This is a genomic window from Algibacter luteus (assembly GCF_030344935.1).
Lineage (GTDB): Bacteria > Bacteroidota > Bacteroidia > Flavobacteriales > Flavobacteriaceae > Arenitalea > Arenitalea lutea.
Map to the genome: position 1 here is coordinate 933,386 of NZ_CP128313.1, position 13,003 is coordinate 946,388.

11 protein-coding genes are annotated in these 13,003 nt (G+C 35.1%); 7 read left to right on the forward strand and 4 right to left on the reverse strand.

All coding sequences use genetic code 11. From position 1 onward, the window contains the following. Nucleotides 1–86 precede the first annotated feature (86 nt). Both O5O44_RS04005 and O5O44_RS04010 read left to right on the forward strand, forming a co-directional pair. On the forward strand, nt 87–1,037 hold the full coding sequence (locus O5O44_RS04005) for a tetratricopeptide repeat protein (RefSeq protein ID WP_289195832.1): 951 nt from the start codon (nt 87–89) through the stop codon (nt 1,035–1,037). Between the two features lie 165 nt (nt 1,038–1,202). After that, nucleotides 1,203–2,558 (forward strand): UDP-N-acetylmuramate--L-alanine ligase, encoded by a 1,356-nt coding sequence (locus tag O5O44_RS04010; protein ID WP_289195833.1) that lies wholly within the window; start codon nt 1,203–1,205, stop codon nt 2,556–2,558. Between the two features lie 86 nt (nt 2,559–2,644). Here the strand turns inward: O5O44_RS04010 and O5O44_RS04015 are convergent, their stop codons facing one another. Continuing rightward, nucleotides 2,645–3,535 (reverse strand): dienelactone hydrolase family protein, encoded by an 891-nt coding sequence (locus O5O44_RS04015; protein ID WP_289195834.1) that lies wholly within the window; start codon nt 3,533–3,535, stop codon nt 2,645–2,647. Nucleotides 3,536–3,584: 49 nt separating this feature from the next. Here O5O44_RS04015 and radC point away from each other — a divergent pair, with 49 nt between their 5' ends. The 4 genes from radC to O5O44_RS04035 all read left to right on the forward strand — a co-directional run bounded on the left by radC (nt 3,585) and on the right by O5O44_RS04035 (nt 7,215). Next, nucleotides 3,585–4,283 carry a RadC family protein gene (gene radC, locus O5O44_RS04020; protein WP_019386250.1) on the forward strand — a complete coding sequence of 233 codons (699 nt, stop codon included), beginning with the start codon at nt 3,585–3,587 and terminating at the stop codon, nt 4,281–4,283. After that, nucleotides 4,283–5,584 carry a polysaccharide deacetylase family protein gene (locus O5O44_RS04025; protein ID WP_289195835.1) on the forward strand — a complete coding sequence of 434 codons (1,302 nt, stop codon included), beginning with the start codon at nt 4,283–4,285 and terminating at the stop codon, nt 5,582–5,584. The genes radC and O5O44_RS04025 overlap by 1 nt, the downstream gene beginning before the upstream one ends. Further along, a complete protein-coding gene (locus O5O44_RS04030; RefSeq protein ID WP_289195836.1) occupies nt 5,574–6,263 on the forward strand; it encodes a YjjG family noncanonical pyrimidine nucleotidase in 690 nt (229 codons plus the stop codon). The genes O5O44_RS04025 and O5O44_RS04030 overlap by 11 nt, the downstream gene beginning before the upstream one ends. 76 nt (nt 6,264–6,339) lie before the next feature. Next, nucleotides 6,340–7,215, forward strand: coding sequence for a hypothetical protein (locus tag O5O44_RS04035; RefSeq protein WP_289195837.1), 876 nt, complete (start codon nt 6,340–6,342; stop codon nt 7,213–7,215). Nucleotides 7,216–7,345: 130 nt separating this feature from the next. Here O5O44_RS04035 and O5O44_RS04040 read toward each other — a convergent pair whose 3' ends face one another. Continuing rightward, the gene (locus O5O44_RS04040; RefSeq protein WP_289195838.1) at nt 7,346–8,629 is read right to left on the reverse strand and encodes a replication-associated recombination protein A; all 1,284 of its coding nucleotides are present in this window, start codon (nt 8,627–8,629) and stop codon (nt 7,346–7,348) included. A 190-nt stretch (nt 8,630–8,819) separates the two neighbouring features. Between O5O44_RS04040 and O5O44_RS04045 the strand changes: the two genes are divergently transcribed. Continuing rightward, entirely contained in the window at nt 8,820–9,545 is a 726-nt protein-coding gene (locus tag O5O44_RS04045; protein WP_289195839.1) for a rhomboid family intramembrane serine protease, read from the forward strand. A gap of 65 nt (nt 9,546–9,610) precedes the next feature. On the opposite strand, the gene rlmB is transcribed toward O5O44_RS04045, so the two are convergent. Both rlmB and O5O44_RS04055 read right to left on the reverse strand, forming a co-directional pair. Beyond that, nucleotides 9,611–10,348 carry a 23S rRNA (guanosine(2251)-2'-O)-methyltransferase RlmB gene (gene rlmB, locus O5O44_RS04050; RefSeq protein ID WP_289195840.1) on the reverse strand — a complete coding sequence of 246 codons (738 nt, stop codon included), beginning with the start codon at nt 10,346–10,348 and terminating at the stop codon, nt 9,611–9,613. 71 nt (nt 10,349–10,419) lie between these two features. Further along, nucleotides 10,420–12,966 (reverse strand): M4 family metallopeptidase, encoded by a 2,547-nt coding sequence (locus O5O44_RS04055; RefSeq protein WP_289195841.1) that lies wholly within the window; start codon nt 12,964–12,966, stop codon nt 10,420–10,422. Nucleotides 12,967–13,003 lie beyond the last annotated feature (37 nt).

The window sequence follows — 13,003 nt, forward strand, 5'->3', positions numbered from 1 at the left end:
CCATAGCTATAAAATCTTAAGATTTTTATAAAGTAATTTATCACCAATCTAAGAAAGTGTATTTTTGTGATTTCGATTTCAAATCTATGAAAAAAATAATTTTATTTTTATTGCTTCCTGCGCTTGCTTTTTCGCAAGATAAACTTAGTGAGATAACATTGCTTATAAATCAGAAAGCCTATAAAAAAGCCGAAGTTCAATCCATTAATTATTTAAAAACTCATCCTAATAATTTAGTAGCTATAGAGCTTTTAGGTGATGCTTTAGGTTACCAAAAAAAGTGGGATAGTGCTACTGTTCAATATAAAAAGTTAGTAGATACTAAGCCATATATCGCAAATTATCAATACAAGTATGGAGGTGTTTTAGGTATGAAAGCACTACAGAATAAATTTAAAGCTATTGGTTTAATAGGTGATATAAAAGAAGCCTTCACCAAAGCAGCCGAACTCGATAAAACCCATATTGATGCAAGGTGGGCACTCGTAGAATTGTACATGCAACTCCCAGGTATTTTTGGTGGTAGTAAAAGCAAATCGTTGCAATATGCTCAAGAATTAGAAAATCTATCAAAAGTAGATGGTTACCTTGCTAAAGGCTATGTTTACGAGTACGATGACGAACCAGAACTTGCCGAAAAATATTATAAAATGGCTATTCAAGAAGGTGGGTCCCTTACATGCTTCAACAAGTTAACTCATTTTTATGAAAACGAAAAGCAACCTAAAAAAGCCATTGAAAATCTCGAAGAAACTCATAAAAAACATCATCGCAATGCCCTACATTATCAGATTGGTAAAGTAGCAGCAGAGTACAAAATACAACTGGACAAAGGCGAGCAATGTTTGCAAACCTATCTAAAAAATTATTCGGCACAAGATGGCGTTCCAAAAGCTTGGGCGCACTACCGTTTAGCACAAATTCACGCCCATCAAAAAAACAAGGAAAAGGCCTTAAAACACATTAATATTGCCATTGCACAACTTCCTAAAATCAAACCGTTTTTAGCTCAGAAATCAAAAATCTTAAATCTTTAATATTTGGGCGCGTGCCTGCCAGCAGGGAGGTTACCACAAGGGTCAGGCTTTTCATTGCAATCTTTTTGCTTGTGCCTCACAAAAAGGATTTTGACTACAATCCCTAACGCAAAACTTCATAACAAATAATTTGGAAATTGTAGTTTGTAGTTTGATATTTGTTTTATGAACGTACATTTTATAGCTATAGGAGGAGCAGCAATGCATAATTTAGCCTTAGCACTGCACAACAAAGGGTATCAAGTAACAGGTAGTGATGATACTATTTTCGAACCCTCAAAATCAAGGCTAGAAGTAAAAGGCCTTTTGCCGGAAACTTTTGGTTGGTTTCCCGAAAAAATTACCGACAATTTGGATGCTATTGTTCTAGGGATGCATGCCAAGGCGGATAATCCAGAGTTACTAAAAGCTCAAGAATTAGAACTTAAAATATACAGTTATCCTGAGTTCTTGTACGAACAATCCAAGAATAAAACCCGTGTAGTTATTGGTGGAAGCCACGGAAAAACGACTATAACCTCTATGATTTTACACGTGATGCATTATCACGATAGAGATGTTGATTATATGGTTGGTGCGCAATTAGAAGGATTTGATGTGATGGTAAAACTCACTGAAACCAACGATTTTATTGTGCTTGAAGGCGATGAATATTTGAGTTCACCTATAGACAGACGTCCAAAATTTCACTTATACAAACCTAATATAGCCTTATTAAGTGGCATAGCGTGGGATCATATCAATGTATTTCCAACCTACGAAAACTATGTAGAGCAGTTCAGTATTTTTGTTGATAGCATTGTAAAAGGGGGAAGTATTAATTACAATGAAGAAGATCCAGAAGTAAAAAGGGTAGTAGAGGCTAGTGAAAATACCATTAGAAAAATACCTTATACAACTCCAGAATATACTGTGGAAAACGGACAAACGTTATTAGAAACTCCAGAAGGTCCACTTCCAATAGAAGTTTTTGGGAAACATAACTTAAATAATTTGGCTGGAGCTAAATGGATTTGTCAGCATATGGGCATCGATGAAGACGATTTTTACGAAGCAATTGCAACCTTTAAAGGCGCAAGTAAAAGACTAGAAAAAATAGCAGAAGGAAAAACAAGTGTGGCCTACAAAGATTTTGCGCATTCGCCAAGTAAAGTTGAAGCTACAACTCAGGCAGTTAAAGAGCAGTATGCAAACAGAACTTTAGTGGCTTGTTTGGAATTGCATACATATAGCAGTTTAAACGCTGAATTTTTAAAAGAGTATAGAGGAGCTCTGGATGCTGCTGATGTTGCCGTTGTGTTTTATTCGCCACACGCCGTTGAGATTAAAAAATTAAAAGAAGTAACGCACGAGCAGATTGCCACGGCTTTTGAACGCGATGATTTAGTGATATATACTAACCCAGATGATTTTAAAAATTTCTTATTCTCCCAAAACTTTGATAATAAAGCATTGCTTTTAATGAGTTCAGGAAATTACGGTGGTCTGGATTTTGACGAGGTTAAAGGGCTAATAGCATAGGCTTTATAGGTTTTAAAACATCCAAATCTTATTACTTAAATAACAGTATAATGCTGAATAGATTAACATAAAGCTGAATTTTACTTTCATGAAGTCAGATGTTTTTTAAAGAAAGCTATTGTGCGTTCCCAAGCTAAATTGGCAGCTTTTTCATCATAACGAGGCGTTGTATTGTTATGAAATCCATGGTTTACACCTTCATAAAAGTGTGCTTTATACTCCACATTATTAGCTTTCAGAGCCGTTTCATAATCTGGCCAACCAGCATTAACGCGCGTATCTAATTCGGCAAATTGCAGTAACAAAGGTGCTTTTATGTTTGCAGTTTCTTCAGCTGATGGTTGCCCGCCATAAAAAGGTACAGCAGCTTTCAAGGTTGGCAATCTTACGGCCATCATATTTGATATCCATCCGCCAAAACAAAAGCCTACAACCCCAATATGACCATTGCAATTTTCATGATATTTCAAATACTCAAAAGCTGCAATAAAATCTTCAAGCATGTCATTTTTGTCTCTTTGGCGCTGTAAAGCACGACCTTCATCATCGTTCCCAGGATAACCACCTACAGGCGTCAAAGCATCAGGAGCTAAAGTTATAAAATCGTCAAGAGCTGCACGTCTTCCAACATCTTCAATATAAGGGTTCAATCCACGATTTTCGTGCACTACCACAATTCCAGGGAGCTTGCCCGTTGTTCCGTCGGGCATCGATAATAAACCTTTTATCGTACCACCACCTTTTGGCGATTCATACTCTATATATTCAGATTTTAAGCGTGCATCATTAGGCTTAACCATCAAGGTGTTTATATAATCGGGGGTTATAAAACTCAATAATGAAGATACGGTAACTCCACCAACCGCATACACAGATAATTTTTCTACAAATTGGCGTCTGTCAATTTTATTATGAGCGTAATAATCGTATAAATCAAAAACCTCTTGACTTATATCTTCTTTTTTAAGTGGTTTCATGATGAAAGTTTTTATTGCTTCTCTAATTTACAATATTTATCTTTAACCAATGCAAGAAAAACCATCGTCATTTTCGATAAAAAACTGGAGTCAAGACGATCAACCACGTGAAAAATTACTCTATAAAGGAAAGGCCGCTTTAAGCGATGCAGAATTGGTTGCAATTTTAATTGGATCAGGCAATAGAGAGGAAAGCGCTGTAGATTTATGTAAGCGCATTTTGGCGAGTTCCAACAATAACTTGAGCCAATTAGGAAAGCTTTCCATTAAACAACTCATGGAATTTAAAGGTATTGGTGAAGCCAAAGCCATAACTATTATTGCTGCTTTAGAACTTGGTAGACGACGTAGGGGTGAAGAAGCACTTGAGAAAAAGAAAATAACCTCAAGCTCAGCAGTTTTTGAACTTATGCAACCTGTTATTGGGGAACTTGAACATGAAGAGTTTTGGATTATTTATGTGAATAATTCCAATAAAGTGATTCAAAAAAGTCAATTAAGTAAAGGTGGTATAACTGGGACTTTAGTAGATGTACGCTTGGTGTTAAAAACAGCGTTGGAAGTAGGGGCTACGGGTTTAATTTTAACACATAACCATCCATCGGGAACATTAAAACCAAGTGAAGCCGATAAACAAATCACACAAAAATTAAAACAAGCAGCACAAAGTTTGGATATAAAAGTGCTAGACCATTTAATTATCACAGAAAAAGCATACTTTAGTTTTGCAGATGAAACCATACTTTAATGCTTTTAGTTTACACCCATAAAATATCACCGAGATTAAAATATGTTTTTAAGCATATTTGTACCAGAGTTTTAGGTGTAAAAGTTGGTTTTACAACCAAAATAGAAGAGTTTATAGCGCACGATAGTTTAAAAATGTCTTATACCAAACAGCAGTTAGGTAATGAGTTTTTTATTAAAAGTAATGACATTTTATTCGAACAAGGTTTAAGCGATATTGATATCCATATTCATACTTGGGAAAATACGAAATGCTTTTTTTCTATTGGCGATAAATGCGCTTTGCCTTACGATATTTTTTCGGCATCGTTTTACCTTTTATCAAGATATGAAGAGTATTTACCACATGTAAAGGATGAATACGGTCGTTTTGTGGCAACCGAAAGTATCGCTTACAAAGAAGGGTTTTTACATCAACCCGTTGTAGATATTTGGGCATATAAATTTAGAAAAGCTTTACAGAAACAATTTCCCGATTTTAAATTTCCTGAAAGAACGTATCAACTAAAACCGATTATAGATGTACCGAGTGCTTATACCTATAAACTTAAAGGTATCATGCGAACTTTGGGAGGTACATTTAAAGATTTGTTTAAGTTTAGGTTAAAAAGTTTGTATACTCGATTTGGCGTGTTACTTGGGTTTAGACACGATCCGTACGATACATTTAAATATTTAATAAATAGACAGAAAACTTCGCATTTTAAGTTTCTTTTCTTTTTTTTAATTGGCGATTATTCAACTTACGATAAAGGTATAAACCCCAATAAAAAGAAATTTGTATCACTTATAAAACATGTGAATGATTATAGCCACGTTGGACTCAAAATTTCCTTTTTTGCTTTAGAAGATGACGTATTGCTTAAGAAAGAAAAAGTAAGAATGGAAGAAATTTTAAACACCAATTTAAAAGCTTCAAGACAATCCTTTTCTAAACTAAACCTACCTGAAACCTATAGAAATTTAATAGCTTTAGAAATTAAAGAAGATTATACCATGGGTTATGTTAACCACATTGGTTTTAGGGCAGGGTCGTGTACACCATTTTTATTTTATGATTTGGATTACGAAGTACAAACACCTCTTAAAATTGTACCTTATCATCTTATGGATTATGCGTTGTTAAAACATAAATCGTTACTGGATAAAAAGAAAGTTTTAAACGAAATAATGCATCAAGTAAAACAAGTAAATGGTGAATTTGTGCCGGTGTTTCACAACTATACCTTTAGTGATGATACTAGGTGGGATGGTTTTAAAGAATTGTTTAATTTAGTTTTAAATTCTCCAGATGAAGTTTGAAGGAATCACAGACGTTTTTTTTGATTTAGACCATACTCTATGGGATTTTGATAAGAACTCAGCATTAACGTTTAAGAAAATTTTTAAGATAAATAATGTAAAAGCTGATGTAGACCATTTTTTGACACATTACGAACCTATTAATTTAAAATATTGGAGACTTTACAGAAATAACGAAATTAATAAAACAGACTTACGCTATGAGAGGTTAAGCGAAACATTTAAACTAATAAACTTTAAAGCTGAAGACGAGTTGATTCATAAACTTTCTGAAGATTACATTACACATCTATCTACTTTTAATCATTTATTCGAGAATACCTTTGAAATTTTAGATTATTTAAGTCTTAATTACAACTTACATATTATCACCAATGGTTTTGATGAAGTACAGTATAAAAAAATGAGTCATTCAAAAATTGATCATTATTTTAAAACCATTACCAATTCTGAAATCGCCGGTGTAAAAAAACCAAACCCTGAAATTTTTAATTTCGCTTTGAAACTCGCTAATACAACTGTAAATAAAAGTGTAATGATTGGCGATAGTTATGATGCCGATATTTTGGGTGCAAAAAATATTGGGATGGACGTGGTATTTTTCGATTTAAGGGATATGACGGTTGATGCAAATATTAGACAAATAGATAATTTGATACAATTAAAAAACTTCCTGTAAGTTTAGAATAAAAGAAGTCCGATTTTTAATAGTTGGATGGTATATTTACAAAAACATAAATAATTAATTTAAGTATATGAAGACGCCGTTTTTATCCATTATAGTTGCCAGCTTTATTACCTTATCTGCATTCTCGCAAATAAGCATCAATAATTATAAATACGTTATTGTTCCTGAAAAATTTGATTTTTTAAAAACACAAGATGAATTTCAACTAAATTCGTTAACTAAGTTTTTATTTAATAAATATGGTTTTGAAGCAGTAATGGAAGGCTCTGAATATCCTGCAGACTTAGCATTAAACCGTTGTTTGGCTTTAGATGCTGATGTTTTAAATGAATCGAATTTATTTAAAACCAAACTTAAAATAGAGCTTAAAGATTGTAATGATAAGCTTGTGCATGAAACTGGCCTAGGAGAAAGTAGAGAGAAAGAATATAAAAAAGCATACAATTTTGCATTGCGCGAAGCCTTTAAAAAATTGGAGCCGTTAAATTATAACTATGTGCCTAATGAAAGTATTACGTCTATAACCACAGCAACACAGTCACCCGCCAAAAAAGAAGTGACTCAAGAAATTGCTGAACTCAAAAAAGAAATTCAAAATTTAAAAAAGGAAAAGCAAGCTGAGGTTACTGCAGTTGAAAAACCAAAGGTTGAAACACCTGAAGTAAAAGTACAAGAACCAAAGCCAGTAAAGCAACTAGAAGTTAAAGAAACTACTGTTATTGAAGGAGTATCAAATGTGCTTTACGCACAAGAAATTGAAAACGGTTTTCAGTTGGTTGACAGTTCGCCAAAAGTGGTTTACCGGATAAAAAAAACAAACTTAAACGATGTGTTTTTAGTAGAAGGTTCTAGTGCTATTATTTATAAAAAAGGTAACGATTGGGTTATTGAGTATTATACAGGAGCCACTCTAGAGCAAGAAGCTTTGAATATTAAATTTTAAGTTTTAATTGAAATTCAGAATTGCGTTAGGGATAGCAACGGAAAGCCCACTGCGAGGTACGAGCGAGGACTTGCAGTGTATAGCCCGACCCTTGTGGTAACCTGCCTGTCGGCAGGCAGGCGCCCAAAAACTAATAACCGTATTTATCTTTCCAGCGCTGCTTTAAAAACTCCCGATGCGCATTTTCGCGAGCGTTGTTTCCGGGGTCGTATAATTTCTGGTTTTTAATTTCGTCTGGTAAAAACTCTTGGTTGGTAAAGTTGCCTTCGTAATTATGTGCGTACTTGTAATTATCACCATAACCAAGCTCTTTCATGAGTTTTGTGGGGGCGTTTCTAATTTCTAACGGTACACTTAAGTCGCCCGTTTCCTTAACCAATTGTTGCGCCTTCCCAATCGCCATATATGCGGCATTGCTTTTGGGAGAGCAGGCTAAATATGTGGCGCACTGACTTAAAATAATGCGCGATTCTGGGTAGCCAATAGTAGCAACTGCTTGAAAAGTGTTGTTAGCTATAACCAGGGCCGTGGGGTTAGCATTTCCTATATCTTCACTTGCGGCAATTAATAGGCGGCGGGCAATAAATTTTACATCTTCGCCACCTTCTATCATTCTAGCCAACCAATATACCGCGCCGTTAGGATCGCTACCACGAATGGATTTAATAAATGCCGAAATGATATCATAGTGTTGCTCTCCGGTTTTGTCGTACCTAACCGTATTGTTTTGGATGTTTTCTAAAACTGCCTCGTCTGTAATAACAACATCATCAGTATCAAAAGCGTTTACTAAAAGCTCGAACACATTGAGCAGTTTTCTGGCATCGCCACCAGATAGCCTCAGTAACGCATTGGTTTCCTTAAGTGTAATATTTTTTTTGGAAAGTTGCTCATCGGTTTCAATGGCGCGTTTTAAAAGTGTTTCTAAATCGGTTTTATCAAACGCATTTAAAATATAAACCTGACAACGCGATAAAAGCGCCGAAATTACCTCAAAACTCGGATTTTCTGTAGTCGCACCAATAAGTGTAATCCAACCCTTTTCAACAGCTTGTAACAACGAATCTTGCTGAGATTTACTAAACCGGTGTATCTCATCGATGAACAAAATAGGGTTTTTGGTAGTAAACAAACCACCACTTTGTTTAGCCTTATCAATAACCTCACGAATATCTTTAACGCCAGAATTTATGGCACTTAAGGTGTAAAAAGGTCTGCCAGATTCGTTCGCAATAATATTTGCCAATGTGGTTTTACCTGTTCCTGGAGGCCCCCAAAAAATCATCGATGGTATTAAGCCTTGCTTAATGTGCTGCGTTAAAGCACCGCCTTTGCCAACCAAGTGTGTTTGGCTAACGTAGTCTTCCAGGGTTTTGGGCCTTAACCTTTCCGCTAAAGGGGCATTGTTGTTCATAGTTACAAAATTACACGAAATAATTCAAGTTTTGGGCGTGCTCCCCGAAGAAAAATCGGGGGTCGGGCTTTCAGCAGTCGCTCCCTCCTGCGTCGGTAGCTTCAACAAATGCTTCAATCCCTCACGCGGGCGTACCTGCCAATTTAGCACAAATTACAAAGTTGGTTAACTATTTGCTACTTTTATGTTAATGAAAAATAAAGATCATTTTAAATTCTCTACAGGTGTTATTGCATACCCCATATTTTTTGTGCTCACTATTTGGTTGGTATTTTGGTTCGAGGTGCGTTTTGGGTACAACTTTAGTAAGTATGGTGTCTTTCCGCAAACGCTTAAGGGTTTAAGAGGTGTTGTGTTGAGTCCGTTTATTCATGGCGACATCAAACACATTTATCACAATACTGTACCGTTATTCGTTTTATCTACAGCATTGTTTTATTTCTATAGGCATATCGCTTGGAAAGTACTTATTTTAGGCATCTTAGTTTCTGGATTTCTTACCTGGTGCATTGGCAGACCGTCTTACCATATTGGGATAAGCGGACTTATTTATGTGCTGGTAAGTTTTACTTTCTTTAAGGGAGTTATCGCAAAACACTATAGACTTATAGCCTTATCATTAGGCGTTATTTTCCTGTATGGCAGTATGATTTGGTATACTATGCCTATAGAAAAAGGTATTTCTTGGGAAGGGCATTTAGCAGGTTTAATAACAGGTTTACTGTTTGCACTTATCTTCAGAAAAGAAATAGCAAAGCCTAAAAAATACGTTTGGGAACAAGAAAATTATAACGAAGATGATGATCCGTTTTTAAAACACTTCGATGAAAATGGAAATTTTATTGAAACCAAAACACCCGAAATAGAGGAGGAGCAACAACAAGTAAACTATACCTACCGAGAAAACAAAGACTAATTCTATAATCTAAAAAGTCTAAAATAAATTCTAAGCAGTCTAAAAATCTAAGCAAGTCTAATAACCTAAGAAAGCCTCTGCCTCACTACTTCATATAAGAAGGCACCACAAGCTACGGATACATTTAAAGATTCAATATCACCAAGCAAAGGTAGTTTAGCTTTAGCATCTACAACTTTTAAAGTCGACGGATTGATACCTCTACCTTCAGATCCCATAATAATGGCACAAGGTTCAACAAAAGAAACATCGTACAAGGTATCATTCGTTTTTTCGGTGGCAGCAATCACCTTTATGCCAGAAGCTTGCATGTAGAATACAGCATCTTTAATATGGTCTACTTTGCAAATAGGAATTTTAAAAACTGCTCCAGCACTTGTTTTTATCGTGTCGCCATTTACAGGAGCCCCACCTTTCTTTTGGATGATTATACCATCAACACCAGTACATTCAGCGGTTCTAATAATGGCGCCAAAGTTTCGAACGTCACTTAATTGATCAAGCAATAGAAAAAGCGGTGTTTTCCCAGATTCAATAACATTTAAAACTAAGGTTTCCATGTCATGAAACGCAATCGGTGAAATTTGAGCAACTGCACCTTGGTGGTTTTTATTGGTTAATCTATTTAGCTTTTCAACAGGTACATATGATGAATTGATACTGTTTTTCCTTAAAACAGACTCTAATTCACCAAATAACTCCCCTTTTAAGCCTTTTTGAAGAAATACTTTATCAATTGTCTCGCCAGCATTTACAGCTTCTATAATAGCTCTAATACCGAATATTTGTGTTTGGTTTTCCATTGGTGTAAAGGTATAAAAAAAGAGACTGAAAGTTCAGTCTCTTTTTTAAGTTATAGTTGCTCTTTTTTATTTTATTGAACAATCAATTTTTTAGTAATAGCACCTTCGCCAGAATATAATTTAAAGAAATAAATCCCTTTTGAATAATTACTTAAATCAACTTTAAAAGAATTATCGTTTATATTCATTCTACTCATAATAGATTTACCTGTAATGTCTAAAACATCATAGCGGAAATCAGAGATACTCTTCATTTTGATATTAAATATACCATTAGAAGGGTTAGGGTAAATGCTTATGTTATTGCCTAAGAAGTTAAAATCGTTAATTGATAATGCCTCAGAACAGTTAAAGATGACAATTTCATCTAAATACCAACCAATTTTACCATTACAACCATCACTTCCAAACTCGAATCTTAATTTTAAAGTTGAATTAGCGGTAACGCCTATAGCAGATAAGTCGATAGTACTTTGTCCCCAAACACTATCAAAAGAACCTGTATCAGATCCAGAGAAGGCTTCTTCACCGCTCATTGGACTGTCATTGTTCGTATTGTTAAGGGTTAAGTTATACGCATTTTCTGTAAAAGCAGATGCTGGTAAAATAGCCCAAGTAGCACCATTATCTAAACTGAATTTAATGTTACCACCATCATAATTTAGCTCAGTAGAAACATTATGGTTAAATGCTAAACTAAACGTGCCATTCGTATAATTAGGGATTGTAATTGTTGGGCTTTCTAATCGAAGGATACCGTTCTGTAAATCTGTATCACAATCTCCGTTTATTGGATTTGGTGCAAATATACCTTGACCTGCTCTATCTGGTAACGACGTTTCAATGGTCCAATCTCTAGACTCCCAAGTTCCAGCATTTACAGGAATTTGAGATACCGTCCAAGACCCTAATCCACTTTCCCAATCTTCAATGAAAATAGGATTCGATGTTGCAGCGCCACATAATTCAGAAGACGGTGCAAGAATAGTTGCGTAAGGACATCCATTTTCTGTCTTCATTTCAACAGCAATTAAAGCTTTTGTTACTTCTTGACAATCGGCTAGGGTAATCATTTCACCAGAACGGCCTGCAGGCGTATCTGTTGTAGATAATCCTTCTAGATTAATTCCAACCAAATCAGCACATGCCGCTTCTAATGCGTCAGATAGAACTTCAAAATCACTCGTTGCAGTTAAATATTCACTTTGTGCACGCCAAAAGATATGTGCAGCCTTTACGAATCCCAAACTGGCTATGGTTTGACCATTGTAGGTTCCACCGTCCACTAATAAGGCATAAGCATGATTTGGAATCCCTGAATTTGTATGTACCCCACCATTATCATTTTGATCTACGTCGCATGCGTATTGATTATCGCTCATTTTTCCTGGGTCTCCATTTAAATTTGGCGCCCATAAATCTCTAATAGCTCCTCCAAAGGCTGTTGCATCTTCACCCATTTTCCAACGTTCGTTGATGGTAGAACCGGTACGTACAGAAACATCTTCTCCGTCATCATTATATCCGTTTAATAAGTCTATGGTTTCACCCCAAATGTCTGATAGCGATTCGTTAATTGCTCCAGATTCGTAAGCATATACTAAATTACAAGTATAGTCTGTGTAGGCATGACCCCACTCGTGCGCAACAACATCATCAGAAGCTGTACCGTCGCAATAATTGGCAGAAACGCCATTCCAAGTTGCATTCGGGCAGTTTATATTGGGATTATTATTTATGGTCACCATTTGGGCGTCTTGCCCGTCGTAAGATGTAAAGCCAAATGCGTTATTAAAAAAATGATAAGTATGTCCTGCAGCTTCTACTTCAGCCTGTTGCCATTGGTTCAAGAAGCCAGGGAAAGCTAATCCTTCTTGCCAGGTTTTATTACTAGTATCGCCTTCATATAAAATTCTGTTTAGAGCATGTGCAATACCAGTAAATTGTTCTACTAGTTTACCAGTATGAGCATCAATAAATAAATATTCTCTAACATCTAAATCGTTACGAACTTCAATACGGTAAACCAAATGTTTTGATGTCACATTGCCTTCAACTAGGCCTTTTGGAAATACCATTAGTTCGTTAGAAATTATTTTTAAAGGTACTCCAGAAGTATTTAAATCTTGTACCAATTCTAAAGCTTTTGTATTAGCTAGAGTTTTTTCTACTCTTGGTTTCACATCAAGATTAATATCAGAAATGATATTACCATTAACAGATGTTATATTGTCATATTTATTAAAATGAAATTTTAAGCCTGAATCATAAACTGGAACACCTTTGTAAAACTGTTTTGTTTCGTAATGTTTTAATCCATAATTATCAATTTTGATTTCGCCGTTAGGAGGAAGAGTCTCGTCTAAGTTGGAAATCCCATAAACTGTTTTGTTTTCTAATAAAAAATTATGAGCTTTTTCTTTTACTGTCTTACCAGCAACATACAATTCTTTATTAAGAGGAAATTTTATAAAACCAGGAGCCTCTAAATTCTTATTAAATGTAATAGTGGCTTGTGTTTTACTTTGAAAATCGTTTAAGGCTTTGTTAAGATTTTGGGAATGAGATAATAGGCTACAGAAAATTAAGCCTATTGAGAAAAGTGTAAATTTTTTCATATTGCAAGTTTTTATCTAAAAATAAGAATAATAATTA

Excerpts from the sequence above, each read along its gene's own strand:
- O5O44_RS04025 (WP_289195835.1), top strand. The coding sequence starts at position 4,283 with ATGCTTTTAGTTTACACCCATAAAATATCACCGAGATTAAAATATGTT.
- radC (WP_019386250.1), top strand. The coding sequence starts at position 3,585 with ATGCAAGAAAAACCATCGTCATTTTCGATAAAAAACTGGAGTCAAGAC.
- O5O44_RS04045 (WP_289195839.1), top strand. The coding sequence starts at position 8,820 with ATGAAAAATAAAGATCATTTTAAATTCTCTACAGGTGTTATTGCATAC.
- O5O44_RS04030 (WP_289195836.1), top strand. The coding sequence starts at position 5,574 with ATGAAGTTTGAAGGAATCACAGACGTTTTTTTTGATTTAGACCATACT.
- O5O44_RS04010 (WP_289195833.1), top strand. The coding sequence starts at position 1,203 with ATGAACGTACATTTTATAGCTATAGGAGGAGCAGCAATGCATAATTTA.
- rlmB (WP_289195840.1), bottom strand. The coding sequence starts at position 10,348 with ATGGAAAACCAAACACAAATATTCGGTATTAGAGCTATTATAGAAGCT.
- O5O44_RS04040 (WP_289195838.1), bottom strand. The coding sequence starts at position 8,629 with ATGAACAACAATGCCCCTTTAGCGGAAAGGTTAAGGCCCAAAACCCTG.
- O5O44_RS04005 (WP_289195832.1), top strand. The coding sequence starts at position 87 with ATGAAAAAAATAATTTTATTTTTATTGCTTCCTGCGCTTGCTTTTTCG.
- O5O44_RS04055 (WP_289195841.1), bottom strand. The coding sequence starts at position 12,966 with ATGAAAAAATTTACACTTTTCTCAATAGGCTTAATTTTCTGTAGCCTA.
- O5O44_RS04035 (WP_289195837.1), top strand. The coding sequence starts at position 6,340 with ATGAAGACGCCGTTTTTATCCATTATAGTTGCCAGCTTTATTACCTTA.
- O5O44_RS04015 (WP_289195834.1), bottom strand. The coding sequence starts at position 3,535 with ATGAAACCACTTAAAAAAGAAGATATAAGTCAAGAGGTTTTTGATTTA.